Here is a 23,639-nt window from a genome sequence, read left to right on the forward strand (position 1 = left end):
TCAAGTTGGTAAAGCACATGGTGCTCCTGATCTCCTGCGTCCTGATTGCGGCTACGCGGACGATGACTGCGAAGTGATCGACGAAAATCATGGTTCATGCAGGTCGTCGAGGATTTCTTTCGGGGATGATGTATCAAGCAGCGGCAGGGCAGAAACCTTTTCCCCGATCGCTGTCATCTGTTCGACGGTCATGCGATGCCTGACAGGCAGATTGCCGAAAACCCCGAGGGCCTGAGCTTCGCGTTCGAGCGCAGCGCGTATGATATCGTCCGGTCTGCGACCGACACGGGCCGCAATTTTTCGGGCAAGCTGTTCTGTGTCGTGGGTAAGCTGCAACATGGGATCGCTCTAAATGACCCCTTCCATGTAGAGCATTTCGCGAAACAATGACAGATTTCTGCTCAGAGGCCATGAAGCTTAGATCGCTCCGCCTGCTTGTGAGCTGACACGTTTTCCGCGAATAAGCAATTTCCGAGGTTTTCAATCTCGCGGAAACCATTTAGAAAACCATTCCTTGATGGTCAACTTACGCGATTGAATATGCTTCATTCTTTACCAGGTCACTGTTCGCGCGCGTCGCGGTCCTTCTGACTGCCGACGCATTTCGCCACCGCGGAACGGGTGCGATTTACAGGGAGAGTATGGATGTCAAACTGGGTCGAGAAGCTGCTGGATATCACTGTGATCGGAAACGATCAGTCCATGGTGAAGGGCGCACTGGCCAATCTTGCTGATCGGTTCGATTTTGTGGGCTATGCCTTCGTCAACATTCGTCCGGGGCAGACCTATGCGGTCTCCAACTACGATATCGACTGGCAGAAAATCTATGATACGCTGGACTACCGGTTCATCGATCCGGTCATGCGGCAGGCCCAACTGATAAGGCGCGCTTTCGCCTGGTCCGGCGAAGCCGAAAAGAGCTCGCTGTCAAAAGAGCAGAAAAACTTCTTTTCGAAAGCCGCTGATTTCAACATTCGCTCGGGCGTTTCCATCCCGGTCGCCACCGCCAACGGTGCGATGTCCATGCTGACCTTTGCATCGGCGAAGCCTTCTCTTGCCAGTGATATGGAGATTGATGCCATTATGGCTGCATCAGCGGTCGCTCAACTTCATGCCCGTCTTGAGCACATGCGGGTCACGCCCTCCATCGAGGAAAAGATCGTCCTGACGCCGAAGCAGGTGAACTACATTCGCTGGCTGTCGCTTGGCAAAACGGTCGAGGTGATCGCTGAACTGGAGCAGGCAAAGTATGCTGGCGTCCGCTCTGCGGTTGACGATGTCAGAACGCGCTACAATCTGGCCAATCATGCGCAGGTGGTGGCTTTGGCTATCCGACGCGGCCTGATTTAGGCTGATCTGGCGGGTCAGGCCTTGGGCGTATAGCCCAGAATGTGCAGGAGGGTGGTCAGCGCCGACATTTGCGCGTGCATCCTGATGGTTGCTTCGAGATAGGCAATATGGGTATCGCTAACAAGCTCCTTGCCGGCTTTAACGTCAGCCGGCAGTTCATTGAACAGATTTTCTGCCCGCTCCAATAGATCCCGATGTTCGCGGATTGCATCGATCGTGAGACGCTCAACGAGCGGTGACGGAAGCCCATGCAAGAGCCCTATCAGCGGCTTCAGATCGACTGCCTCGCCATTCAATCGGTCGTCGGCGTCCATGTTCAACTCCCAAAACAGGAATGCGCGGTGCGCCCCCGCATAGTTCCTGACCCCTGGCGATCGGGGAGTTAGTAACCGAGCATGCGCCGGCCCATAGACCTTTAGTTCCGAGGAACCTGGACATACGTCCATGGCTCCCCGACCATAGGTCGAGGAATTCGGCGCCCTAACGGCGGACGCCAAACCGGCATGCGTCGGGTTACTAAGCCCGGAGGCAGCGCGTACTGCCTCACCAGCGCTTATAGCGACCTAACCTCATCCGCGCCACCGCAGATTTGTTGGCGTCCGAGGTCGGCTCGCGGCCAGCGATTGAAGAAGGAGCCTAGAGTCGCTGTCGTTTTGGTGTCCAAACTGAAACGAAGGATCGTCCAATCGTCGAACTAAATTAACCTCCGCATAGCAATGCCTATCCTCGCCGGGAAGTTGCGTTTGAACCGAGAAAGCAATCAGGTTACGGCACAATCCCATGAAGTTCTGCATCGCTGCCGAACTCCTTTGGCTGATCATTCGATCTCTGAGGCCGATTGTCAGGCCGCAGTGCTTAGGAAGCATATATTGACAGGACCTCTCGCCGATTTTTCCGACCTCAAGGAGCGCCTTGCAAAGACGGGCTCGGTGACCGAAGCGCTCCATTTCATACAGTCGGTCTATCGCGTCGATTTCATAACCTACCACCTTGCTTCGACGGTGGTTGGTGATTTTGACGCGCCGTTCGTGCGGACAACCTACCCGGATGCGTGGGTATCCACCTATCTATTGAAGGGCTATGTCACCATCGATCCTGTCGCGCGCGAGGGCTTTCTGCGCCAGCTGCCATTCGATTGGCGAGAGCTCGAAGTCGCGCCCGAGATGCTGATGTTTCTGGAAGACGCAATAAGCCATGGGATCGGCCGCTTTGGTTTTTCCATCCCGATATCGGATAAAGCAGGCCGACGGGCCATCCTCTCTTTGAATTCGAACGCGTCCGCCGAAGACTGGGAGGATATGGTCGGTGCTCATCGGAGTGAGTGGGTCGATCTCGCGTATCTCGTCCACCAGATGGCAGTGTTCGAGCTACATGGAGCGAGCGATCCGATTCCGGTCTTGAGTCCGCGGGAACGTGAGTGCCTCTACTGGAGCGCGCTCGGCAAGGATTACAAGGATATCGCGCTTATTCTCGGCCTTTCCCATCACACGACCCGCAGCTACATCAAGTCGGCCAGGACGAAACTTGGTTGCGCCACGATCTCGGCGGCGGCCACTCTTGCCCTTAAGCTACGCGTGATCGCGATATGAGCCGATCGCCCGGATACCTCTGGGCAATACCCGCATATGGGCTTGACCATATGGGGGAATATCTGGCTCCTCCGCCAAGCGGCATCTTCCAGCAAGTATCAACAGCTGGAGATAAACCTTGTTCATTCTGGTTCAGGCGCATCAGTACACCCGTTATAAACCTCTCATGGATCAGGCATTTCGCCTGCGAAAACGCGTGTTTCACGATCAACTCGGTTGGGCCGTGACAATCGACGGTGATTGCGAGCGCGACGAGTACGATGCTCTGCGGCCGGCTTACCTGATGTGGTGCAATGATCGCGCGGATCGCCTTTACGGAACGCTGCGGCTGATGCCAACCACCGGCCCGACGCTTCTCTACGACGTCTTCCGCGACACGTTTGCGGGTGCCAGCCTGATCGCACCCGGAATATACGAAGGAACGAGAATGTGCCTCGATGAGGAAACACTCTCCGAGGATTTTCCGAGCCTGGAAATAGGGAAAGCTTTCGGCATGCTGTTGCTGGCATTGTGCGAATGCGGATTGTCGCACGGTATCGAGACGCTGGTCTCGAACTACGAGCCGCACCTGGCGCGGGTCTATCGTCGGGCGGGGCTCGCCGTTGAAGAGGTCGGCCGTGCGGACGGCTATGGTCGCTCTCCGGTTTGCTGCGGTATCTTCGAAGTTTCAGAGGAAGTTCGCACGCGCATGCAGCAGGCGCTCGGTGTCGCGGCTCCCCTCTATGCAGGATATCGCCCGCGCAAAATTGCAGCCAGCGAGCCCGTGCGCATATCGGCCTGATCCAGGAGTTGTCCAAAGGGCGGTTGCGACAACGTGTGCCTCAACCGCCATAATTTCCGGGAAAGACAATATCCTGGTCGACGAGTACGTTGAACTTGTAGCCCGGTCGGATCTGGATGGTGGGCTGAACGTTCAGGTTCTTGGAAATTGTCTGCTCCGCGACGCGGCCGAAGGTCTCCGCAAAATTCCTGCGCGCCGCGTCAGAGGCTGTATCCTGTGTGGCGAGGGTGGAACTCTCCGGAACTGCCATATCGATGCCAGTACCAATCAGTGCAACAAGCGCCGCCGAACCGAAGGTGCGGAAATAGTGATTATTGACCTTGTCAGAGAACCCCCCATAGCCCTGCGAGTCCGTTCCAGCCATGCCGCCGATCTGCAGTGTCGAGCCATTCGGGAAGATGACATCCGTCCAGACGACCAGAACGCGGCTTTGGCCAAACGAGACCTTGCTGTCATAGCGTCCGAGTAATTTGGTACCTTGCGGAATGAGAAGAAAATGCCCGGTGGCACTGTCGTAGATGTGCTGGCTCACCTGCGCTGTGATCCGGCCCGGCAAATCGGAAATGATACCGGTAATCATGGTCGCAGGGATGACCGAGCCGCGCTTCAGTTCATAGCGTGACTGCAGGGGTACAACCTGGTTCGGCAGGTAGCCGAGATCCTTGATGTCGGCGTTGAAGAAATCTTCCTTCGAAGTCTGCCCGTTTGGATCGGCATTCTGGCCCATCAAACCCGATTTCATGGCTGCCGCATAGAGATCGGAGGCACCGTTATTGGTGGCCGGCTGCCGCTCCGTTGTCCTGGTGTCGTTGGAGATATTTCCCAGCTCCGAGATTTTGACCTTCAGCGGCGAATCAAACGCAGTCGCACGGGCCTGAAGGCTGGCCATGCGCTGTCGCTGCTGTTCACGCAGGACTTGTTCGCGCTGCTCGCGGCGAAGTCGGGCCAACCAGTCTTCTTCCGACTCCATCTGCGGTCGGCGCTCTTCCCGTGCCTGCTGCCTTATCTGCTCTTCTTCAATCGGCTTGGCCTCGACATTTGTCTGGGTTGTGGGCGTGGGCTGGAATACGGGCTGCTCTTCGCGATCCCCGATGATGCCGTCTTTCACCCCGCGCTTCATCTGATCAGCGAAGGTCGAGGCCGGGACGTTCGAGCCTGCGTCATCCGGAATTCTGTCGCCGAACCGCAGTCCCCGGGATGAGATGCCGTAAACAAGGACACCGGCGACGACGACTGCGATACCGATTCCAAAGAACACCGGCAGGCGATTGAGCCGTTTCATGCCCTTTTCCTGCGCGGCGCTGCTCGGATTGCCGAGCTGGAGCGACTGGACCATATTTGTCTCTCCTCAGTTTCGCTTCATTAATGAAAGCGGGCTCGTCGGCGTAGCGCCACCTGATGACACCGAATAGGCCCGCCCAAGCTCTAGCGTCTCGCTGGAAAGCCTCACTAGTACCTGTCCGTCGATGTCGATCAACGAATATGCCAGTTCGATCGGTTTGGCGGTGTCTTTCCCCGAGCGTGCCTTGTCATCTGTCACGACAGTGAAACCCCACCCTTTTAACGCGGCCTCGAGCGCGGCCGCGAAATCCGATGTGTCGTTGTGAAGCCTGATCGGCGTGGCGGTTGTCCCTGCCTGCTCCGCATAACGTCCAGCTATGTCACCAGCGATCGCGCTTGCGGCGGGGCCCGTTACAGTCGAAGGCGCGGCGCTCGTCGTGAGCGCGTCTGTTCCGGTCTGGCAACCAGAGAGAAGAACGGCGGAGACGAAAGGAAGAATGCATAAGCGCATCGGTCAGCCTCCTTTCCTAATGGTAATTTTCTGCTGGCGCCAGCCGACGCCCGAAACAAGGACAGCCTTGTCGATGTTGTAATCGACAATCATCATGTCGTTCTTCATCCGGTAGTTTACGATCCGGTTTTGCCCGCCAGAGACCACGAAGAGGACCGGCGCATCTTGACCGGAGAGTGTTCGCGGAAACTGTATGTAGGTCTTCTGCCCATCCGAATAGACGCGCTTCGGCTTCCAGGGCGCGCTGCCGCTCAGTGAATAGGCGAAGGCAAGTTGCTCTGGCGGCACGCCGCCGTCGGCATTGGTCATCGTCTGAATGCGAGCGTTGATGTCGGACAATCTCGTCGCGGCCTCCTCCGGATACTCGAAACCAACGCGAGCCATGTACTGGCTTGGATGCGATTTGAGCTGAATGTGATACGTGCGCCTCGACGTCGTCACGACCATCGATGTGACCAGCCCGGCCTCAGACGGTTTGACGATCAGGTGAGTTGCCTGTCCGCCCGCAGCACCGGATGTGGCCGGCTCGACCTTCCAGCGTACCGTGTCGCCGACAAGAACGTCGCGGACAATCTCCCCACCCTGAAGCTCGATGTCGCAGACCTGTAAAGGTGAGCAGACGACAGAAGGCTGCGTCTCACCGAACAGGAAGATGACTTTTCCGTCGGCCCCAGTTGTCACCAGTCCCCGCTGCCCACGCCATTTGTTGGAGAGGGTGGTTCCTTTCGCCTCATTCGTCGTCAGGCTCTGGGCAAAGCCCGATGTCGTCGCCGTGATCAAAAGCGCAAGTGCAGTCATGCAGCAAAGCGCTGCCCGATTTAACCTTGTATTCATTGAAGTCCCCTGCCCTTACAGTTGCGCGGTCCAGTCGAAGTCCTTGACGTAGAGGCCGATGGGATTGAGCCGGATGGTCGCCTCGTCCTGGGGTGGGGTGATCGCCACCGTGGCTATGCCGCGAAATCGGCGTGTCGCGATTTCCTTGCCTTTGCGGTCCCGTTCGTACTCAGTCCAGTCGATCTGATAGGTCTGGTTCGACAGCGCGACGATGTTGTTCACCTCGATGGCGACGGTCGCATTCACGGCCTTCTCGAATGGCGAGTTGCCACGGAACCAGGCATTAATCTTCTGGGTCGATGGATCGCTCGTCCTGAGAAGCGCATAGGTCCTGTCGATGTATTGTTTCTGAACGACGGCATCCGGCGTGATCGAGCGGAAACTGGTTATAAAGCCGCCGAGCGTTGCCCGGATGACCCGGGCGTCGGCATATTCGATCTGCTGCGGAAATCCTGCAGAGATGGTGTTTCCGAGCTTGTCGACCTCGACGATGTACGGAACAAGCTTCACTTGCGTGCTCAGATACAACGAATAACCGAAACCGATCACCGCCATGCCGAGGCTCAAGATTCCGACCATTCGCCATGCCGAGGCCGCCCTCACGTAAGAGCCGTATCGTTCCGACCATTCCTGCCTTGCGGCAAGGTACGGGTTCTCGGGGGCGCGTTGCGCTGCCATATTGTTTTCCCTGTCTTAAATTTACGATTTGTCGTGTCGTTCCGGCGGCTGACCGGGCGAGGCTCCTTTGCCACGAGCCTGGTCGAGCTTCGCGTTCGCTAGGCCAAGGATGGAGCCGGCATAAGCGCCGGGCGACCCGATCGCCTTCTCCTTGGCTGCGGATCCTGCTGCTTGCCCGGCCGAGCCAAGGCCTGCACCCACTCCGCGAATAGCCGCTCCTCCAAAGGATGATCCGGCGGCCCGCGCCGCTTGCCCTGCTGCAAATCCTGCTCCGGCCGCACCTGCGGCCAGGAAGGCTCCGCCGGTTGCAAAAGACGCCGCCTGCCCACCGTGCTGAATGGCTTCCATCCCGCCGGAAACAGACGCCCCCTGAACGACGCCCTGCATGATGTTTGGAACATACATCGCGATGATAAACACAACGACCGAGATGCCGGCGATCGCAAGTGTCGTGATGAACTGGTCGGTCTCGGCGGTAGGGGCCTGAGCCAGCCCTAAGAGGACACCGGAGCCGATCTTAGCGATCATGACCAACGCCATGAGCTTCATGCCAACGCCGAAAGCATAAACGAGATATCGGACAGCAAAGTCCTTGGTGAACGAGGATCCACCAAGGCCGAGCATGATCATTCCCGCGAGTAGGCCGACATACATCTCGACCATCACAGCCACGAAAATCGCTGCCACCAGCGAGAAGCAGATGACAACAATACCCATGGCGAGAACGGCTGCGATCGCAAGGGCATTATCCTCGAAGACACCGAACTTGGCCTGTTCCGACATCTGCGAAGCGACACGGATACCCGCATCGAACACCTCCGCAGGCGAAGCTGACCCGCTGCCGGCCCCGATCTGATAGAGACTATCGACAACAGCTTTGGCAAACGTCGGTCCCTGGGTCAAAACAAAGGCAAAAAAGCCGATGAACATGATCCTCCGCACAAGCTCAGCGAACCAGCTGTCGAGGGATGCCGACTGAATGGCGAGCCACACCGCGGCAATCCCCACCTCTATTCCGGCGAGGATCCAGAACAGAGACCTTGCCGCATCCATGATGGTTGTTTCCCAACCCTTGGCAGCGGAAGAAACCTGATTTTCAAGCTCTGTGAGGACTTGGCCCTGCTGTGCAAACGCAGGGCCGGCCAGCATAAGGCAGGCAAGTCCGGTTGCGAAAAAGATCAACTCGATCCGTGCCCTCACCATCTCGGACGCATTTCCTGGCCCTTTTCGATTGGGGGCAGGTCCTTTTTCACACCGAAAAATTTCTCGCTCTTTTTGGATGCGGATCTCTCGTCGGACTTCATGATGAACACCGTTGCTGCGGACACTGAAGCCGCCGCGACCAAAAGCGCGATAGCGATGACAACCGCGCGGCTCACCAGCGGGGCTCCATCTTCTGACCTTCTGGGACGCCACTGGTGTCGGCGTTGAAGAACTTTTCCCGCCGAGCCTGTGCCAGATCCTTGTCGGTCTGCTCGCTTTGCAGCCACGTCCCCATCATCGTCATCTGCTGGGATACGAGACCACGCAGCTTTTGTGTTTGCGCAACCTGCTGCGCTGCAATCTCGTGGCCGACCTGGAGAGCTTTCATTTGGCCATCGGCAGATTCCGACATGTTTCGGAGGGAGTCCATCGTATCCTCCTCGCTGTCGAACTGGTCAGCCGTCAGGCTTGCAGCCTTGAGCGCGCTGGCGATGGTGTCGCGGTTGGTATCTGACCAACTGGCATAGCTCGAGGACAGGTCTGTCCCGTTGGCGGCGGCAGTCTGTAGCTCAGCATAGGATTGAAAGCGCTGCTTCAGCACATCATCTGCGCTCCCCATCGAGAAGGAGATGCTCTGTCCCTGATCGACGATATCCCGCAGCCGGTTCAGGTCGTTTTCGACTTGGCCCCAGATGTGATCGGGCAGCTGCGCCGTGTTTTGCAGCATGTTTTCGTAGATGTTCAGCTGGTTTTGGATCTGCTCGGCCAACTGACTGATCTGTGTCAGCTGATTGTCGACTTGCAGGCCGGAGCTTTTAAGGAGGTCGACGAGCTGTGCATTGTTGGCAAGCTGTGTCCACTCGGTCGCAGCGCCCGTCGCTGAGCCGGCAAATGCTGGTGCCGAAGCGCAGACTGTAAAAGCTGCCACGACAGCGGTCGCGGATTTGCTTCTGAGCGATAGGATATGGTCAAGCATAGCGATTGATCCCTCTTTCATTGAGCCATTGGGTCGGCCAGTCTTTGCCGTAGGTTGAGAGAAGTTCCCGGATCCGAGCGAGGTCGGCTTTGCCGGAAGCACCGACGAAGGAGAGGGTGAGCGGCCCCAGCGCCATATCGAAAAGGCGGCGTCCGTCCGGCGACGTCACGTAATACTCCCGCTTTGGAATAGCGGCTGCGACGATTTCGATTTGGCGAGGATTAAAGCCGATGCGCTCATAGAATTCTCGTGTCCCGGACTCGCGGGCAGCCCCATTCGGGAGGCAGATCTTGGTTGGGCAGGATTCCTTCAGGACATCGGTGATGCCCGAGCGCTCTGCGTCCGAAATTGACTGTGTGGCGAGAACGACAGCGCAGTTTGCCTTTCGCAGCACCTTCAGCCACTCGCGGATCTTGTCGCGGAACACCGGGTGGCCGAGCATCAGCCAAGCCTCATCGAGAATGATGAGGCTTGGTGCCCCCGTGAGCCGTTTTTCGATCCGGCGAAACAGATAGGTCAGCACGGGGACGAGATTTCGCTCGCCCATATTCATCAGTTGCTCGATCTCGAAGCACTGGAACAGACCGAGGGTTAGCGAATCCCGTTCAGCGTCGAGAAGTTGGCCCATGGGGCCGTCAACAGTGTAGTGGTGCAACGCGTCCTTGATCTCCCGCATCTGCACGCCGCTCACAAAATCCGACAGCGACCGGCCTGGAGCCCCCGCCATCAAACCGATCTGCCGAGATATGGCGTTTCGGTAGTCCGGGGTGACCGTGACACCCTGCAGGGAGACGAGTGTTTCGATCCATTCGGAAGCCCAGGCGCGGTCGGTATCGGTCGAGAGGTCGGAGAGAGGGCAAAAGGCAAGCCTAGCCCCCTCCCCTGCCTCGCCGCCGATTTCGTAATGATTGCCATCCACGGCCAGCGTCAGCGGCAGAATAGAGTTGCCTTTGTCGAAGGCGAAAACCTGCGCACCCCGATACCGGCGAAATTGCGCTGCGATGAGCGCGAGAAGCGTTGACTTGCCGGAACCGGTTGGTCCGAAAATAAGCGTATGCCCGACATCATCCACGTGAAGGTTCAGCCGGAAGGGTGACGATCCGGAAGCCACCTGTGTCAGTGGCGGCGCGTCGGATGGATAGAACGGGCAGGGCGCAAGCGGACTGCCCGACCAGACGGAATTGAGGGGGATCAGGTCAGAGAGGTTGCGGGTGTTTATCAGCGGTTCCCGGATGTTGCAGTACCAGTTGCCTGGCAGGCTCCCGAGGAACGCGTCTGTCGCATTCAACGTCTCGATCCGCGCGCCAAATCCTTCAGCCTGGATCAACCTTCGAACGGACTCGGCTTTATCGGCAAGATTTTCTCTGCTCTCGTCGAACAGGATGATCACCGGCGTGTAATAGCCATAAGCGACCAGCTGCGAAGAAGCCTCGGCGATAGCGTCTTCAGTCTCCGCGACCATCGCCATTGCGTCTTGGTCAACCGATCGGCTCTGTGTCTGGAAGAGTTGGTCGAAGAAAGGCCGTACCTTTTGCTGCCATTTCTTGCGCGTGCGCTCCAACCGCTGTTTGGCTTCCTCAGCATCCAGAAAGATAAAGCGCGACGACCAGCGGTAGGTGAGCGGCAAGAGATCGAGGCTATTCAAGATGCCTGGCCAGCTCTCGGCCGGCAAACCGTCGATCGCAATCACGCTGAGGAACCGGTTTTCGACCTTCGGGGTAAGGCCGTGCTCCAGCTCCGCGGTCGCTAGCCAATCCAAATACATGGGAATTTCAGGTAGACGGACTGGGTGGTTTTCACCGGTGATGCAGAACCGGATGAACTGGAAAAGCTCATCGTAGCGGGCAATGCGGGTGCCACCGCGTTCCGGCACCTCACGCGTCCGCATACGCTCAATGGAGATGACGTTGCCGAGGTACTGCTCAATCTCTCGGGTGGAGCGCCTGAAACTGTCGAGCACCGTGTCGGCATATGTCGCCGTCCGGCTCTCAGTGTCCGAGTAGATATAACGCGTGACGCCAGATCGTCGGCGCTCGGGAGGGCGATATGTCAGGACGAGCGCATGCCGGCTCTCGAAATGCCCGCGCTCCTGTTCGAAGTGCTTGCGTCGCTCATCATCGATCATGCGAGTGACAGCATCGGGGAAATGACTGCGTTCCGCAGAAGGATAGTCAGTCGTTGGGATGCGCACGGCCTCGACCTGGATCATCCAGCCGGAACCCAGCCTTGAAAGGATCGTATTGATCTGACGGGACAGCTCGTTGCGCTCGAAATCCGTGGCGCTCTCGGAGTCAGGGCCGGCAAAATACCACCCCGCCATGAGACTTCCGTCCTTGAGAAGAATGATCCCATTGTCGACCAGTCCGGCATAGGGCACGAGATCGGCGAACGACGGTGCAGACGGGCGAAGGGAACGCAAAGCGACCATCATTGCACCTCTAAAAACGCCGCCACGGCGAAGACGTGGGCAGGTAGTGATGCCGGTAGCGCAAATGCCGCACGTAGACATGACGCATGAGGGGATCGGATTTTGCCATCATGCGCAGTGCGCCGACGATCACGAACCAGATGGCGATGCCGAACAGCGCTGAATACAGGGTGAGCACGACGAAGATCAGGATGATCGCCACCAGCCCTGTGACAAGCAGGAGCTCCCGGTCTGCCCCCATCAGCAGATTCGGTCGTGAAAGAGCGCGGTGAATGCGATTGCGTTGGAGAGCGGAATGCGGCTCACCCATTGGCCCCCTCCCCTCTTGCAACGGACATCGGCTGGGAAACGGTCCCTGGCAAACTTGTGGCAGTGATGCCGATCGACGCGCCGGTCGCACCGAACAGTCCGACAATCGTCGTCGCCCCCAGCAGGATACCGGCGACCAGTACGATGTAGACGAGGCGTCGCGCGAAATCGTTGAGCTCGCCGCCGAAGATCAGCATTCCGCCGGCGATCGCCATGGCGGCGAGGGCAATTGCTCCTGCGACTGGCCCAGTGATGGATTCCTGAATCTGTTCAAGCGGCCCCTCCCAGGGAAGACTCCCACCGGAACTGGCAAGGGCTGGCGCGGCAAGCGCCGCGCAAAACATCGCAGCGAGCAGTCCGAGGCGAAAAGAGCGATTATGCAGCATGAATGTCCTCATCAATTTGAGCGTAATGTTCGGTCTGGTACCGGCTACCGCTGAAGCCCTCGACATTGATGACCTCTCGTACCCGTCTCCCCCTCCCCGCGCGCTCGATCGAGATGACAAGATCAACGGCCTCGCCGATCACAGCCTGCATCGGTTGCTGGCTGACCTCGGCGGTCAGTTGCTCCAGACGACGCAAGGCGGACATGGCGGTATTGGAGTGGACGGTGGTGACGCCACCGGGATGGCCAGTATTCCAGGCTTTCAGCAGCGTTAGTGCGGCGCCGTCGCGGACTTCGCCAACGATGATGCGGTCGGGACGGAGGCGCATGGTGCTCTTGAGCAGTCGCGCCATATCGATCGTGTCACTGGTATGCAGGCACACCGCATTCTCTGCCGCACACCGGATTTCCGCAGTATCTTCAAGAATGACCATGCGGTCGTCCGGCGCTGAGGCTATGATTTCAGCGATCACCGCATTGGCGAGAGTCGTTTTGCCCGAGCCCGTTCCCCCGGCGATCACGATATTGAGCCGATTCGCGATTGCGCTCCTGATGACTGCGGCTTGCGCTTCAGTCATCACCTTGTCAGCGATATAGTCGTCGAGTGGGATGAGCCTGGAGGCTCTGCGCCTGATCGTGAACGTTGGGGACGCGACAACCGGGGGCAGCAACCCTTCAAAGCGGTGTCCGCCAATGGGAAGTTCGCCCGAAATGATCGGCCGCTCATCGTCCGCCTCAGATTGTAGAGCGTGTGCGACGGAGCCGATGATTGTTTCCGCTGCTGTCGCAGCCATCTCACCCGCGGGCGCAATGCCCTGCCCTAACCGCTCGATGAAAACTTTACCGTCCGGGTTGAGCATGATCTCGACGACGCCAGGGTCGTCGAGGGCGATACATAAACGATCGCCCAGTGCTTCTTGAAGCTTGCGCACAAGGCGGGAATGCGACTGAAGCATTGCAGCTTTCTCCTCGCTGATTGGTTTGTGAGGGAAAAGAGCCGCGCCACACTTTGATGTCCACGTACAAATTTGTGGGTCGCCTGCGTGAGGTGATTCCGTCAGGTTCCCATCGATTCTCTCAATGGGCTTCTGGGTCGCCTCAGATAAGGGCGGAAAAATCTGAGGAAAGAAAGGACATGGACGATGGCGATGAAATGCTCAACACACTGAAATATAACACCTAATCACGCGTTTTTGCGATGTTCTTGGATCATCTTAAGACATTGTTAACTTTAAATTCCTTGTCGCGCAGGGGGAATCGGACGATAGTTGCGCAAATTATGGCTTTATGGCCATTTTTTCGAAAGTGACGCCACCTAGGAAATAGTTTGCAAAATGAGCCAGCTGCCCAACAGATTTGACGTCGAGATCGCCCAGCAAGGGGCAAAGATCTCAAGCGCGTTGCATATGCTGCGCAGCCAACAGTATCCGCCGGACGCTCGTAAGGGATTACGCAAGTTTCAGCTCGGCGAGGTCGCCGATTTCATGGGTGTGACCCAAAGCCATCTCCGACAAATCCATTCCGAAGGGAAAGGCCCGGAGATCGAATCGGTCAGCGGTCGCCGATATTATACGGCCGATCAAATGCGGGAGCTTCGCGAATATCTCGAAGCCAACAAAAAATCCGACAAGCGCTATTACGTTCCTCAACGTCGCGAAGGCGAGCCGATGCAAGTCGTTTCGGTCGTGAACTTCAAAGGTGGAAGCGGGAAGACAACGACCGCCGCACACTTAGCACAGTATCTCGCCCTCACCGGTCACCGTGTGCTTGCCATCGATCTAGATCCCCAGGCGTCGCTAACGTCACTGTTCGGCATTCAGCCCGAACTCGATGATACAGCGTCCCTATACGAAGCGCTTCGTTTCGATGAGGAGCGAAAGCCAATATCAGCGGTAATTCAGTCGACCAATATTCCAGGACTAGACGTTGTACCGGCGAATCTTGTGCTGCAGGAATTTGAATACGATGTGCCACTGTCAATTTCTTCTCGAAAAGGTGACGAGGGTCGGTTGTTCCACATGCGCATCGTCAATGCGCTTAAAGAAGTGGACGACAAGTATGACGTGGTTGTCATCGACTGCCCGCCGCAGCTCGGCTACCTTACTATCACCGCGTTGATGGCTTCCACGGGCATCCTGATTACAATCCATCCCCAGATGTTGGACATCATGTCGATGAGCCAGTTCCTACAGATGCTGGGAGGGATTATGACCCCTGTTGCAGAGGCTGGTGCCGAAATCAGGGTGGAATGGTTCCGCTACCTCGTGACACGCTTTGAGCCGACCGACATTCCGCAAGCGCAGATGGTCGGCTTCATGCAGTCGATGTTTGCTCAGCAGATGCTGCGAAACCACGTTCTTAAATCTACCGCTATTTCCGACGCTTCAATCAAAAAGCAGACTCTGTACGAGGTCGAGCGGGGAGAGTTCGTTCGGTCTACTTACGATCGAGCAATGGAAAGCCTGAATGCCGCAAATGGTGAAATTGTCGACCTGATACACAATGCTTGGGGGCGGAAATGACAAACTTGTCAGCCGTTTTTTTTCCTATTTTTGCAAGGCGAAATAATGCCTTAGCGGAGTTGAAGCCAAAGCTGGAGTTCGGTCATGGCGCGTGACAATCCATTTGCGAAGCTTGATATAGCGTCGATATCGACCGACAAATCTCCCGTAAAGCCTGGATACGCGATGACGGGCGCCGCGAAGACGGTTGTGCGATCGATTGAAGATCTCGCCGAAAACACCAAGAAGCTCATGGAGGGCGAGGTCGTCGTGGAGCTGGATCCGCGGCTGCTGGATGTATCATTCGTGGCCGATCGGCTGTCGGATGAGGGCGAAGAATACCAGGAGCTCAAACAGGCGATCAAAGAATCCGGTCAGACGACACCAATCCTGGTTCGGCCTAGCTCGTATGACAGCCAACGCTTCATGGTCGTTTTCGGGCACCGTCGTCTCAAGGTCGCCAAAGAGCTCGGGATTTCGGTCAAGGCGGTTGTCAAAAAACTTGACGACATCACGTCCGCAATCGCCCAAGGGCAGGAAAACTCTGCCCGCTCAAACTTATCCTTCATCGAACGTGCGTACTTCGCACAGAACCTGCTTGCGTCCAACATGCCGAAGGACGTGGTGCGGTCGTCTCTCGCGATCGACGAGGCGATGTTGTCCAAGATGCTCGGTGTCGTGGAAGTGGTCCCTGCTGCGATCATCAAAGCTCTCGGTGCGTCCAAAAAAATCGGGCGCGACAAGTGGCTTAGCCTGCGTCAACTACTTCTCGTTCCTGCCCTCTTGAAGGTTGCCACTGAATTTACGGAGACCGCAGGGTTCGTTGAACTGGCAGAAGAGAAGCGGTTCGACGAACTTCATGATTACCTGAAGCGCTACAAGGTCAAATCGGCTGCTAAGAAGCCCAAGGGCAACGCATCCGGGAGGGATTGGACGTCGAGCGACAGTTCACTGAATTTCGTAATGAACACCAAATCGAAGAAGGTTGCGATTGAGCTTTCGAATGTCGAAGCGAAGCCCTTCAGCGACTGGCTTTCGGGCCGGATGGACCGTTTGTATGACGAGTACAAACGGTCAAAAACCGAACGCAACGGAGATTAAACCGCAAAAGAAAAAGGCCCCCAATCGGTAAACCGTGGAAGCCTCTCTCGTCATCTCTAGCAGGATCGAGAATCGCATTTCCCGGAATCGCAGTCAAGAGTGTTGGCACCGATTTGGTGAGCGAATTTCTTTTGCCTAGAGAAAGGTGAGGGAAAAAATGCAAACGGGACATGTAACGACGCCTTTTGGGCGGCGACCGGCTACTCTTGCCCTAGTTAAGGGGCAACTGGCCATCACAGCGCCGAGCCCAGGCGCACGCGTAGAAAAGTGGAAAGTGTTTCGTGACGTGTGTGAGGCGAGGGAGCGCTTCGGTCTGCAAGACAGAGCGCTCGCTGTTCTCGATGCTCTCTTGACGTTCTACCCTGAGCCACAGCTCGACCAGGATCATGGACTTGTCGTGTTTCCATCTAATGCGCAGCTATCTGTCCGCGCTCATGGGATCACAGAAAGCACACTCCGCCGGCAACTCGGAGCACTGGTCGATGCCGGACTTATCCAGCGCCGGGATAGTCCAAACGGCAAGCGTTACGCGCATCGCAGTCGAGATGGCGTAATTGAGCAGGCATACGGCTTCGATCTCAGCCCGCTGCTGACGCGCGCGGCGGAGCTTGCCCTACTTGCGCAGGAAGTCGCAGCAGAACGTGTACGCTTCCGCAGGGCAAAAGAAGCACTGACGATCTGCCGTCGCGATGTCCGTAAGCTGATTACGGCTGCGATTGAAGAAGGAGCGTCAGGAAACTGGCTGGACGTCGAGATGATGTATGTTGGAATTCTTGGTCGACTACCTCGTTATCCCGACAGAACCCAGGTCGAAGCAACACTCGACGAGATGGAGCTTTTGAGGAATGAAGTCATCAACCTCCTGGAGATGCAGTTAAATACCGACTATATGCACGGCAATGCCATTCAAAATGAACGCCACATACAGAATTCAAATACCGAATCTATCTCTGAACTTGAACCTAGCTCTGGAAAAGAGCAGGGCGAAAGCTTGCCGGAAGAGCCGCCGGCCAAGAGGATAGGCGTTGAACAGAAAAGGGCGAATGCAGAACCGATCAAGTCGTTTCCGCTCGGTATGGTCCTTCGAGCTTGCCCCCAGATCGCAGACTATGGGCCGGGCGGTGGCATATCTAATTGGCGCGAGTTGATGACGGCGGCCGTAGTGGTCCGCTCAATGCTCGGCGTAAGCCCTTCGGCCTACGAAGAGGCCTGCAATGCGATGGGGCCGGAGAATGCTGCCGCGGCAATGGCGTGCATCCTAGAGCGCTCGAACTACATCAACTCGGCCGGTGGTTATCTACGTGACCTGACTAAACGCTCGGAACGAGGAGAGTTTTCAATTGGGCCTATGCTGATGTCGCTGCTCAAGGCAAACGGCGATGGCAACCGGCTTGCGGGTTAGCGATGTCAATAAGCGCAATGTGTTGAACCTATGACGAGGTAGGGCTCTCATACAACCGCTACAATCTTGTCAGCCGTTTTTTTCGGAATTTTCCTCATAAATTACTGAGGCTTATACGAGATGAGTGCGCGTAATTTCTCGTTGAATTGATGGCTGGGCCTGGTCTATACCAATCGACGCGAGAGCGGCTTTCACGCTACCGGACGACGAAAGCTTATCGCGGGTAGACGCCTGCCTTCACAGCAAACGTGCAGCACGACCGCTTCGACGGGTAGCGCTATTGTAATAGCTCGACGCCTGCTGCACTGAACGATGCCTCGACTGCTCCATGGCTTCGGGGAGGGGTATGCCGCGGTTAGCCGCTTCGGTCAGATATCCTGATCGTAGCCCATGTGCCGAAACTTCGCAGGCTCCAGCCCCGCCAAGCTACGCCGCAGCAAAGTCGGCGCTTGTCAGCTTCACCCGGAGCTGGGCCCTTGAACTGGCTGCGGGCGGAATAACGGTGAACGCCGTTTCGCCGGGGCCAACGGAGACGGCGTTGTTTCGGGCGAACAATCCTGTCGAGGCAGTGCCGGCCGATCCGCGTCTTCAAAGCATACGCGCAGCGCGCCCGCTTCGGCGGGTCGCGTTGTTGTAATAGCTGGAGGCCTGTTGCACCGAACGGTGTCGCGACTGCTCCATTGCTTCGGGGAGGGGGATCCCGCGGTTGGCGGCTTCCGTAAGATATCCCGACCGCAACCCATGCGCCGAGAATTCCGCAGGGTCGAGTCCAGCCATCTCGGCCCGCTGCTTGACGATCGCATTGACCGCGCCCGGCTCCAGCGCCCGCTTCGAGACATTGCCCCAACGATCGATCTTCCGAAAAACACTCCCGCTTTCGATTCTTCCAGCCGCCATCCATTCGTTCAAAGCATCCACGGGCCGGCCCGTCAGATAAACGGCCTCATCGCTTTCGGCACCTGACGTCTTGGTGCGACCGAGATGGATGGCGAGAGAGGGGAGGGGAGGGACACCCTCGACGGTGATGGGTGGCTCGACGGTGAGCTGCTCCCTGCGCAGACCGGCAATCTCACTGCGACGACGACCGCCCGAGGCAAAAGCCACCATCAGGATTGCCCGGTCGCGGATGTCACGAAGGCTGTCGGTGCTGCAGGTCGCGAGCAGCTTTGCCAGGACGTCGCCGGTGACGGCCTTCGCGCTCTTGCGTTTCCTTGGCCGCGGCGTCGCCCGAACTGCGAGGCGTATCGCGGATTTCAGCGAAGGGAAGGAGAAGACGCCTGACAGCCCTCGCCATTTCGTCAGTGTCGACCAACTGGAGAGCCGCCGCCGCACCGTGTCGGGTGCATGCGGTCCTGAAGATCGAAGAAAGCCTTGCTCGCGCAGGCTCTGCTCGACATCAGCTGGCATGCCGTGGTGAGGATCGATCTCGCGCTGGTCGGGCTGCCAGAGATGGTGGGCGACGAATTTCAGAGCCAAGGCTTCGGGCGCCGGCCAGGGGAGGGAGGCCCCGGTTGCGGCCAGCGACCATGCCTGCAGATAGGCAAGGTGGGGTCGGTTCCGGTATGGGGCGAAATGACACCCTAAGCGCCCGTCAAGCGGCGAGCGCGTTAAGGATCGGGCATTCCGGCACGTCTTCGCCAGAGCATTGCGAGATCATTGTCACGAGCACCGCTTCAATGCGCTGGAGGTCGGCAATCTTGGCGCGAACCTCGGCTAGATGCGGTTCGGTCCGGCGCTGCACCTCCGCGCAGGTCTGGCTTCTGCAATCGACAAGATGAAGCAGGCCGCGGACCTCGTCGATGCCAAAGCCGAGTTCGCGCGCCCTGAGGATGAAGCGCAGGCGGCGGACGTCGGTTTCGTCATAGATGCGATAACCGCTGGCGCTGCGCGGCGGGTCGGGTAGCAGGCCGATCTTCTCGTAATAGCGGATGGTCTCCAGATGGCAGCCGGTCGCACGGGCCAATTGGTGGCGCTGCAGTCCCTTGGCGGAAAGAAGAGAATTCATGGTGAAAATACCTCTTGAGTCTGTACTGGCTACAGAGCCTATCCTGTTTTCAGTCAGAAATCGAGGATGGTTTGCGATGAACGAAATTGGTAGCAAGACATTGAATTCTTCGAAGGCGGCCGCCGAACCGGATCGGCGCGAGGGCGGGCTCGCGGCGATAAGCGTTATCGGCGCTTTTCTGGCATCGGCCTGTTGCATCGTCCCGCTGCTCCTGGTGACACTCGGTGTATCGGGCGCATGGATTGGCAACCTGACGATGCTCGAACCCTATAAGCCCTATATCGCGGCGGCGACACTCGTGCCGCTCGGGTTTGGCTTCTGGCAGGTCTATTTCAAGCCCAAAGCCGCGTGCGAGCCGGGTTCCTACTGCGCCCGTCCGCGCTCCGCCATCATCACCAAGACCGCGCTTTGGATCGCAACGATCCTCATCGTGCTCGCCAGCACCATCGGCTGGTGGGCGCCGCTGTTCTATTGAAACGAGGAGATAACCACGTGAAATACCTGTCGAAACATCTGGTCGCCGCGGCTGCGCTTGGCTTGAGCGGTACTATTATGCTGCCACTTGCCCTTCCCGCGTCCGCACAATCCGCGTCGGAAACGGTTACCGTCAAGGAGCTGACGCAGACCTTCGCAATCGAGAACATGTATTGTGCCCTTTGTCCGGTCACCGTGCGCAAGGCCATGGAAGGCGTTGCGGGCGTGAAGTCGGTCAAGGTGGATTTCGAGGCCAAGACGGCGACGGTTGCCTATGACCCGTCGACCGCGACGGTCGCGGCCATTGCCGCTGCTTCCACCAATGTTGGCTATCCTGCCAAGGCGATCGGGAGTTGAGTCCGTGCCTGACCGGTCCATGCTTGGCGTCGGAGTGGTTGGCGTCTTGATCGCGGCGCTGTGCTGTCTGGTGCCGATCCTGCTGGTGGCGGCAGGTTTGATCGGCGTGGGAGCGCTGACAACAGCGGTCTACGGTCTGGTGCCAATTCTCATCCTCATCATTGCCGCAGCCGGTTACCTGCTGTGGCGACATCGTTCACACATCGATACCAGGAAACATTAGGAGATTTTCATGTCTGACTGCTGTGCGCCCCAAAAAGGCAATGGCCGCTACGATCTTGCGGTGATCGGTGCCGGTTCGGCCGGGTTCTCGGCCGCAATCACGGCCTCTGAGCAGGGGGCGAATGTCGCCCTGATCGGCCACGGCACGATCGGCGGCACCTGTGTCAATGTCGGCTGCGTACCGTCGAAGACGATGATCCGCGCTGCCGAGGCGCTGCATGGTGCACGCGCCGCGCATCGCTTTCCCGGTCTTGCCGGGGAAGCCAACGTCGCTGACTGGGGCCGTTTGGTCGCCGCCAAGGACGACCTGGTGACCACGCTCAGGCAGAAGAAATATGTCGACCTTCTGCCACAATACAACGGCGTCGCCTATCTGGAAGGGAAAGCGCGCCTGAATGGTCAGGGCGCTCTGATTGTGAACGGCGATCCGATCATGGCTGGCAAAATCATCATTGCTACCGGATCAGCGCCGGCCCTGCCGGACATTCCCGGCATTGGGGATGTGCCTTACCTCACCAGCACGACCGCGCTCGAGCTTTCCGAGCTGCCGCGTTCGCTGCTGGTGATCGGCGGTGGCTATATCGGCTGTGAACTGGCGCAGATGTTCGCCCGTGCCGGGGCGGAAGTGACACTTGTAACCCGCCGCCGCCTGTTGCCGGAAGCCGAGCCGGAAATCTCCGCAGCATTGACCGGTTATCTTCGCGACGAGGGCATTACCGTCCTAACCGGCCTCTCCTATCGCCGGATCGCGCGCACGGACCGCGGTGTCGAACTGACGGTCGCCATCGACGGAGCGGACGAAGTGATCGCGGCCGAGCAGGTGCTTTTGACCACTGGGCGGTCCCCGAACACCGGCGGTCTTGGCCTTGCCGAGGCGGGAGTTAAGCTATGCGGTAATGGCGGCGTCTTGGTTGATGAGCGGATGCGCACCTCAAAGCCTGGCGTCTATGCGGCAGGTGATGTCACCGGTCGCGACCAGTTCGTCTATATGGCAGCCTATGGCGCCAAGCTCGCTGCCCAAAACGCACTGAACGGTGACAGCCTTGTCTATGACAATGCGGCCATGCCGTGGGTGACGTTCACCGATCCGCAGGTCGCGGGCGTCGGCCTGACCGAACAGGCGGCTCGCGACGCCGGCTTCGAGACCAAGACTTCGATCGTATCTCTTGACCAGGTCCCGAGGGCGCTGGCCGCGCGCGACACGCGCGGGCTCATCAAACTGGTTGCCGACGCCAAAAGCGACCGATTGCTTGGTGGACAGATCCTCGCGCCCGAGGGCGCCGACAGCATCCAGACGGTGGTGTTGGCCATCAAGCACGGCATGACGGCGAAGGCGCTCGGCGAGACAATCTTCCCTTATCTCACCACGGTCGAAGGGTTGAAACTGGCGGCGCAGGGCTTCGGCAAGGACGTGGCGAAGCTGTCATGCTGCGCCGGATAGGAGGCTTCGATGGAACCTTCGAACGGATACGGCCTTGCGGGATTGCTCGCGGCTAAGATCGTCTGCTGCGGCGCGATTGTACTGGCAGCAACAGGCGCGATCAGCTTTGCCGGCCTTGCCAGTTGGCTGGTCGGCGGCGGCTACTTCTGGCTGGCAGCGGCCGTCTTGGCCATTGTCGGAATCTACTTGTGGCGGCACCGCGCGCGGGCAAATGGCAAGACCGACGGCAAAGGCCCCGTCGGTCAACCGATATACGGTCGGCGCAAGTAGTTCTGCTCAAAAGCGTCGCCGGATGTCATGTTGAGAAGGGTATTATTGCAGGCAGGGCGTTGCAAACCTTGCTGTGGGGGTTAGGTTTTTTGTCAGGGGGAAAAGTAGTCTTTTAGGAGAGGAGAATTGCATGAGCGATAACAAAAGCTTCGATCTGATCGTGATCGGAGGTGGGACGGGTGGAAATGGTGTCGCCCGGATGGCCGCTGACGCTGGCTGGAAGGTCGCCAGCATCGACGCCCTTCCTTTCGGCGGCACCTGTGCATTGCGAGGCTGCGATCCCAAAAAGATGCTGATCGCCGTGACTGAGGGCATTGACTGGGCCCGCAACTTGAGCGGCAAGGGGCTGGAAGCACAGACATCCGTCGACTGGGCGGACATGATCGCCTTCAAGCGCACGTTCACCGACGCGATGCCTGGTCGCATCGAGGGCGGGCTGGAGAAAGCCGGTATCACCGTGTTGCATGGCGAGGCACGCTTCACCGGGCGAGACAAGATCGAGGTGAATGGCGAGATCTTGTCGTCCCGGAACTTTCATATCGCCACCGGCGCTCGGCCAATGACGCTGAATATCCCCGGCGAGGAGTTGCTGGCGACTAGCACCGACTTTCTCGAGCTGCCCGAACGGCCGGACCGGGTCGTGTTCGTCGGCGGCGGATTCATTGCGATGGAATTTGCCCATATCTCCAAACGCGCAGGGGCGCGGGAAGTCACGGTTCTGGAGATGATGGAGCGACCGCTGGGCAATTTCGACCCCGACCTGGTCGGTATCCTTTCCGAGGCGACCGCCGATCTGGGGATTGACCTGCGGACCGAGGCCAAGGTTCTGAAGATCGAGAAAGACGGGTCGGATTTCACCGTTACCTATAAGACGCCGGAAGGAAAGCAGACGATCAATTGTGATCTGGTGGTTCATGCCACCGGGCGCGTGCCCAACATCGAGCATCTCAACCTGGAGGCCGCGGGCGTGGAATACGGCCGCAAAGGCATCAAGGTCAGCCCCTACATGCGGACCACAAATTCCGCCATTTTTGCAGCCGGCGACTGTGCCGACAGTGGGCCTAATCTGACCCCGGTTTCGGCCAACGAAGGCCGGATTGCAGGCAAGAACCTGCTCGCAGGAAAGGATGAGCGCGCGGTCAGTTATCCGCCGATCCCAAGCGTTGTCTTCACGCTGCCGCAGCTTTCCTCGGTCGGCCTGTCCGAAGCCGCAGCACGCGACAAGGGGCTGGCCTTTGACACGCATTTCGAAAAGACCGCCGGCTGGTACTCGTCGCTGCGGGTCGGGGCGCGCTACAGTGCCTACAAGGTTCTGGTCGAGAACGGGACCGGCCATATTCTTGGTGCACATCTGATCGGCCCCGGAGCGGAGGAACAAATCAATCTCTTTGCCATGGCTATGGGCGCAGGGCTGACCGCGAACAGGATCAAGGGCATCATCTTCGCCTATCCCAGCTATGCGTCGGACATCAGTTCGATGGTGTAGCTGATGCGGCAAGGCTGGCATTTCGATTGCGGGCGTCTCTGAAAACGCTCGACGC

Annotated in this window: 27 protein-coding genes and 2 pseudogenes; 13 read left to right on the top strand and 16 right to left on the bottom strand. The window is 58.2% G+C overall.

Translation table 11 applies throughout. From position 1 onward, the window contains the following. Window positions 1-87: 87 nt before the first annotated feature. Window positions 88-339 carry a type II toxin-antitoxin system VapB family antitoxin gene (locus ACSQ3I_RS22765; RefSeq protein WP_436002734.1) on the bottom strand — a complete coding sequence of 84 codons (252 nt, stop codon included), beginning with the start codon at window positions 337-339 and terminating at the stop codon, window positions 88-90. Window positions 340-645: 306 nt separating this feature from the next. Between ACSQ3I_RS22765 and traR the strand changes: the two genes are divergently transcribed. Beyond that, window positions 646-1,350 carry an autoinducer-binding transcriptional regulator TraR gene (gene traR / locus ACSQ3I_RS22770; protein ID WP_436002736.1) on the top strand — a complete coding sequence of 235 codons (705 nt, stop codon included), beginning with the start codon at window positions 646-648 and terminating at the stop codon, window positions 1,348-1,350. 14 nt (window positions 1,351-1,364) lie between these two features. Here the strand turns inward: traR and ACSQ3I_RS22775 are convergent, their stop codons facing one another. Next, window positions 1,365-1,664: a transcriptional repressor TraM gene (locus ACSQ3I_RS22775; RefSeq protein ID WP_133036883.1), complete on the bottom strand. Its 300-nt coding sequence runs from the start codon at window positions 1,662-1,664 to the stop codon at window positions 1,365-1,367. A gap of 555 nt (window positions 1,665-2,219) precedes the next feature. Here ACSQ3I_RS22775 and ACSQ3I_RS22780 point away from each other — a divergent pair. Both ACSQ3I_RS22780 and ACSQ3I_RS22785 read left to right on the top strand, forming a co-directional pair. Then, window positions 2,220-2,939 carry a helix-turn-helix transcriptional regulator gene (locus ACSQ3I_RS22780; RefSeq protein ID WP_436002739.1) on the top strand — a complete coding sequence of 240 codons (720 nt, stop codon included), beginning with the start codon at window positions 2,220-2,222 and terminating at the stop codon, window positions 2,937-2,939. A gap of 118 nt (window positions 2,940-3,057) precedes the next feature. Continuing rightward, window positions 3,058-3,720: an acyl-homoserine-lactone synthase gene (locus ACSQ3I_RS22785; protein ID WP_436002741.1), complete on the top strand. Its 663-nt coding sequence runs from the start codon at window positions 3,058-3,060 to the stop codon at window positions 3,718-3,720. A 40-nt stretch (window positions 3,721-3,760) separates the two neighbouring features. On the opposite strand, the gene trbI is transcribed toward ACSQ3I_RS22785, so the two are convergent. From trbI to trbB, 11 genes are read right to left on the bottom strand one after another with little or no spacing between them, the layout of a single operon-like run. Then, window positions 3,761-5,056 carry an IncP-type conjugal transfer protein TrbI gene (gene trbI, locus ACSQ3I_RS22790; protein ID WP_436002743.1) on the bottom strand — a complete coding sequence of 432 codons (1,296 nt, stop codon included), beginning with the start codon at window positions 5,054-5,056 and terminating at the stop codon, window positions 3,761-3,763. A 12-nt stretch (window positions 5,057-5,068) separates the two neighbouring features. Then, window positions 5,069-5,512 (bottom strand): conjugal transfer protein TrbH, encoded by a 444-nt coding sequence (gene trbH / locus ACSQ3I_RS22795; protein ID WP_436002745.1) that lies wholly within the window; start codon window positions 5,510-5,512, stop codon window positions 5,069-5,071. A 3-nt stretch (window positions 5,513-5,515) separates the two neighbouring features. After that, window positions 5,516-6,346: a P-type conjugative transfer protein TrbG gene (gene trbG, locus ACSQ3I_RS22800; RefSeq protein WP_436002747.1), complete on the bottom strand. Its 831-nt coding sequence runs from the start codon at window positions 6,344-6,346 to the stop codon at window positions 5,516-5,518. Between the two features lie 15 nt (window positions 6,347-6,361). Beyond that, a complete protein-coding gene (locus tag ACSQ3I_RS22805; protein WP_035227080.1) occupies window positions 6,362-7,024 on the bottom strand; it encodes a conjugal transfer protein TrbF in 663 nt (220 codons plus the stop codon). Window positions 7,025-7,045: 21 nt separating this feature from the next. Continuing rightward, on the bottom strand, window positions 7,046-8,227 hold the full coding sequence (gene trbL, locus ACSQ3I_RS22810; RefSeq protein WP_436002749.1) for a P-type conjugative transfer protein TrbL: 1,182 nt from the start codon (window positions 8,225-8,227) through the stop codon (window positions 7,046-7,048). Next, on the bottom strand, window positions 8,221-8,403 hold the full coding sequence (trbK, locus tag ACSQ3I_RS22815) for an entry exclusion protein TrbK (RefSeq protein WP_436002751.1): 183 nt from the start codon (window positions 8,401-8,403) through the stop codon (window positions 8,221-8,223). Before trbK ends, trbL begins: the two co-directional genes overlap by 7 nt. After that, entirely contained in the window at window positions 8,400-9,203 is an 804-nt protein-coding gene (trbJ, locus tag ACSQ3I_RS22820) for a P-type conjugative transfer protein TrbJ (protein ID WP_436002753.1), read from the bottom strand. The genes trbK and trbJ overlap by 4 nt, the downstream gene beginning before the upstream one ends. Beyond that, window positions 9,196-11,631 carry a conjugal transfer protein TrbE gene (locus ACSQ3I_RS22825; RefSeq protein ID WP_436002835.1) on the bottom strand — a complete coding sequence of 812 codons (2,436 nt, stop codon included), beginning with the start codon at window positions 11,629-11,631 and terminating at the stop codon, window positions 9,196-9,198. Before ACSQ3I_RS22825 ends, trbJ begins: the two co-directional genes overlap by 8 nt. 10 nt (window positions 11,632-11,641) lie before the next feature. Then, on the bottom strand, window positions 11,642-11,941 hold the full coding sequence (locus ACSQ3I_RS22830; RefSeq protein WP_015647762.1) for a conjugal transfer protein TrbD: 300 nt from the start codon (window positions 11,939-11,941) through the stop codon (window positions 11,642-11,644). Next, on the bottom strand, window positions 11,934-12,326 hold the full coding sequence (locus ACSQ3I_RS22835) for a TrbC/VirB2 family protein (RefSeq protein ID WP_015647763.1): 393 nt from the start codon (window positions 12,324-12,326) through the stop codon (window positions 11,934-11,936). The genes ACSQ3I_RS22830 and ACSQ3I_RS22835 overlap by 8 nt, the downstream gene beginning before the upstream one ends. Further along, on the bottom strand, window positions 12,316-13,281 hold the full coding sequence (trbB, locus tag ACSQ3I_RS22840) for a P-type conjugative transfer ATPase TrbB (protein WP_299502112.1): 966 nt from the start codon (window positions 13,279-13,281) through the stop codon (window positions 12,316-12,318). The genes ACSQ3I_RS22835 and trbB overlap by 11 nt, the downstream gene beginning before the upstream one ends. A 378-nt stretch (window positions 13,282-13,659) precedes the next feature. On the opposite strand from trbB, the gene repA reads away from it, so the two are divergent. The 3 genes from repA (at window position 13,660) to repC (ending at window position 17,329) form a co-directional block, all read left to right on the top strand. Continuing rightward, window positions 13,660-14,847 (top strand): plasmid partitioning protein RepA, encoded by a 1,188-nt coding sequence (gene repA / locus ACSQ3I_RS22845; RefSeq protein ID WP_018326379.1) that lies wholly within the window; start codon window positions 13,660-13,662, stop codon window positions 14,845-14,847. A gap of 84 nt (window positions 14,848-14,931) precedes the next feature. Next, complete coding sequence (gene repB, locus ACSQ3I_RS22850) at window positions 14,932-15,927, top strand: plasmid partitioning protein RepB (RefSeq protein ID WP_436002757.1); 996 nt, start codon at window positions 14,932-14,934, stop codon at window positions 15,925-15,927. A 157-nt stretch (window positions 15,928-16,084) separates the two neighbouring features. Then, the gene (gene repC / locus ACSQ3I_RS22855; RefSeq protein WP_436002759.1) at window positions 16,085-17,329 is read left to right on the top strand and encodes a plasmid replication protein RepC; all 1,245 of its coding nucleotides are present in this window, start codon (window positions 16,085-16,087) and stop codon (window positions 17,327-17,329) included. A gap of 237 nt (window positions 17,330-17,566) precedes the next feature. Here the strand turns inward: repC and ACSQ3I_RS22860 are convergent. Next, window positions 17,567-17,734, bottom strand: a pseudogene (locus ACSQ3I_RS22860) (integrase); the annotation flags it as partial. On the opposite strand from ACSQ3I_RS22860, the gene ACSQ3I_RS22865 reads away from it, so the two are divergent. Continuing rightward, window positions 17,676-17,966 (top strand): SDR family oxidoreductase, encoded by a 291-nt coding sequence (locus tag ACSQ3I_RS22865; protein ID WP_436002761.1) that lies wholly within the window; start codon window positions 17,676-17,678, stop codon window positions 17,964-17,966. The pseudogene ACSQ3I_RS22860 and the gene ACSQ3I_RS22865 sit on opposite strands and share 59 nt — an antisense overlap. Here ACSQ3I_RS22865 and ACSQ3I_RS22870 read toward each other — a convergent pair. Continuing rightward, window positions 17,918-18,874, bottom strand: a pseudogene (locus ACSQ3I_RS22870) (tyrosine-type recombinase/integrase); the annotation flags it as partial. The gene ACSQ3I_RS22865 and the pseudogene ACSQ3I_RS22870 overlap by 49 nt on opposite strands. Before the next feature lie 46 nt (window positions 18,875-18,920). Further along, on the bottom strand, window positions 18,921-19,334 hold the full coding sequence (locus ACSQ3I_RS22875) for a MerR family transcriptional regulator (RefSeq protein WP_052642499.1): 414 nt from the start codon (window positions 19,332-19,334) through the stop codon (window positions 18,921-18,923). On the opposite strand from ACSQ3I_RS22875, the gene ACSQ3I_RS22880 reads away from it, so the two are divergent. The 6 genes from ACSQ3I_RS22880 to ACSQ3I_RS22905 all read left to right on the top strand — a co-directional run bounded on the left by ACSQ3I_RS22880 (window position 19,333) and on the right by ACSQ3I_RS22905 (window position 23,584). Beyond that, entirely contained in the window at window positions 19,333-19,809 is a 477-nt protein-coding gene (locus tag ACSQ3I_RS22880) for a mercuric transporter MerT family protein (RefSeq protein WP_245292648.1), read from the top strand. The genes ACSQ3I_RS22875 and ACSQ3I_RS22880 overlap by 2 nt on opposite strands. A gap of 17 nt (window positions 19,810-19,826) precedes the next feature. Continuing rightward, window positions 19,827-20,165: a heavy-metal-associated domain-containing protein gene (locus tag ACSQ3I_RS22885; RefSeq protein ID WP_225246255.1), complete on the top strand. Its 339-nt coding sequence runs from the start codon at window positions 19,827-19,829 to the stop codon at window positions 20,163-20,165. Between the two features lie 4 nt (window positions 20,166-20,169). Next, window positions 20,170-20,388: a hypothetical protein gene (locus tag ACSQ3I_RS22890; protein ID WP_125302879.1), complete on the top strand. Its 219-nt coding sequence runs from the start codon at window positions 20,170-20,172 to the stop codon at window positions 20,386-20,388. A gap of 9 nt (window positions 20,389-20,397) precedes the next feature. Next, on the top strand, window positions 20,398-21,828 hold the full coding sequence (gene merA, locus ACSQ3I_RS22895; RefSeq protein ID WP_052642505.1) for a mercury(II) reductase: 1,431 nt from the start codon (window positions 20,398-20,400) through the stop codon (window positions 21,826-21,828). A 9-nt stretch (window positions 21,829-21,837) separates the two neighbouring features. Continuing rightward, entirely contained in the window at window positions 21,838-22,098 is a 261-nt protein-coding gene (locus ACSQ3I_RS22900; RefSeq protein WP_052642507.1) for a hypothetical protein, read from the top strand. Window positions 22,099-22,228: 130 nt separating this feature from the next. Further along, entirely contained in the window at window positions 22,229-23,584 is a 1,356-nt protein-coding gene (locus ACSQ3I_RS22905; protein ID WP_052642509.1) for a dihydrolipoyl dehydrogenase family protein, read from the top strand. The last annotated feature ends 55 nt before the right edge of the window (window positions 23,585-23,639 follow it).

The organism is Rhizobium sp. LjRoot30 (assembly GCF_964253915.1).
In the GTDB taxonomy this organism is placed as follows: Bacteria; Pseudomonadota; Alphaproteobacteria; order Rhizobiales; family Rhizobiaceae; genus Metarhizobium.

Excerpts from the sequence above, each read along its gene's own strand:
- ACSQ3I_RS22765 (WP_436002734.1), bottom strand. The coding sequence starts at position 339 with ATGTTGCAGCTTACCCACGACACAGAACAGCTTGCCCGAAAAATTGCG.
- traR (WP_436002736.1), top strand. The coding sequence starts at position 646 with ATGTCAAACTGGGTCGAGAAGCTGCTGGATATCACTGTGATCGGAAAC.
- ACSQ3I_RS22775 (WP_133036883.1), bottom strand. The coding sequence starts at position 1,664 with ATGGACGCCGACGACCGATTGAATGGCGAGGCAGTCGATCTGAAGCCG.
- trbI (WP_436002743.1), bottom strand. The coding sequence starts at position 5,056 with ATGGTCCAGTCGCTCCAGCTCGGCAATCCGAGCAGCGCCGCGCAGGAA.
- trbH (WP_436002745.1), bottom strand. The coding sequence starts at position 5,512 with ATGCGCTTATGCATTCTTCCTTTCGTCTCCGCCGTTCTTCTCTCTGGT.
- trbG (WP_436002747.1), bottom strand. The coding sequence starts at position 6,346 with ATGAATACAAGGTTAAATCGGGCAGCGCTTTGCTGCATGACTGCACTT.
- ACSQ3I_RS22805 (WP_035227080.1), bottom strand. The coding sequence starts at position 7,024 with ATGGCAGCGCAACGCGCCCCCGAGAACCCGTACCTTGCCGCAAGGCAG.
- trbL (WP_436002749.1), bottom strand. The coding sequence starts at position 8,227 with ATGGTGAGGGCACGGATCGAGTTGATCTTTTTCGCAACCGGACTTGCC.
- trbJ (WP_436002753.1), bottom strand. The coding sequence starts at position 9,203 with ATGCTTGACCATATCCTATCGCTCAGAAGCAAATCCGCGACCGCTGTC.
- ACSQ3I_RS22825 (WP_436002835.1), bottom strand. The coding sequence starts at position 11,631 with ATGGTCGCTTTGCGTTCCCTTCGCCCGTCTGCACCGTCGTTCGCCGAT.
- ACSQ3I_RS22830 (WP_015647762.1), bottom strand. The coding sequence starts at position 11,941 with ATGGGTGAGCCGCATTCCGCTCTCCAACGCAATCGCATTCACCGCGCT.
- ACSQ3I_RS22835 (WP_015647763.1), bottom strand. The coding sequence starts at position 12,326 with ATGCTGCATAATCGCTCTTTTCGCCTCGGACTGCTCGCTGCGATGTTT.
- trbB (WP_299502112.1), bottom strand. The coding sequence starts at position 13,281 with ATGCTTCAGTCGCATTCCCGCCTTGTGCGCAAGCTTCAAGAAGCACTG.
- repA (WP_018326379.1), top strand. The coding sequence starts at position 13,660 with ATGAGCCAGCTGCCCAACAGATTTGACGTCGAGATCGCCCAGCAAGGG.
- repB (WP_436002757.1), top strand. The coding sequence starts at position 14,932 with ATGGCGCGTGACAATCCATTTGCGAAGCTTGATATAGCGTCGATATCG.
- repC (WP_436002759.1), top strand. The coding sequence starts at position 16,085 with ATGCAAACGGGACATGTAACGACGCCTTTTGGGCGGCGACCGGCTACT.
- ACSQ3I_RS22865 (WP_436002761.1), top strand. The coding sequence starts at position 17,676 with ATGCCGCGGTTAGCCGCTTCGGTCAGATATCCTGATCGTAGCCCATGT.
- ACSQ3I_RS22880 (WP_245292648.1), top strand. The coding sequence starts at position 19,333 with ATGGTGAAAATACCTCTTGAGTCTGTACTGGCTACAGAGCCTATCCTG.
- ACSQ3I_RS22875 (WP_052642499.1), bottom strand. The coding sequence starts at position 19,334 with ATGAATTCTCTTCTTTCCGCCAAGGGACTGCAGCGCCACCAATTGGCC.
- merA (WP_052642505.1), top strand. The coding sequence starts at position 20,398 with ATGTCTGACTGCTGTGCGCCCCAAAAAGGCAATGGCCGCTACGATCTT.
- ACSQ3I_RS22900 (WP_052642507.1), top strand. The coding sequence starts at position 21,838 with ATGGAACCTTCGAACGGATACGGCCTTGCGGGATTGCTCGCGGCTAAG.
- ACSQ3I_RS22905 (WP_052642509.1), top strand. The coding sequence starts at position 22,229 with ATGAGCGATAACAAAAGCTTCGATCTGATCGTGATCGGAGGTGGGACG.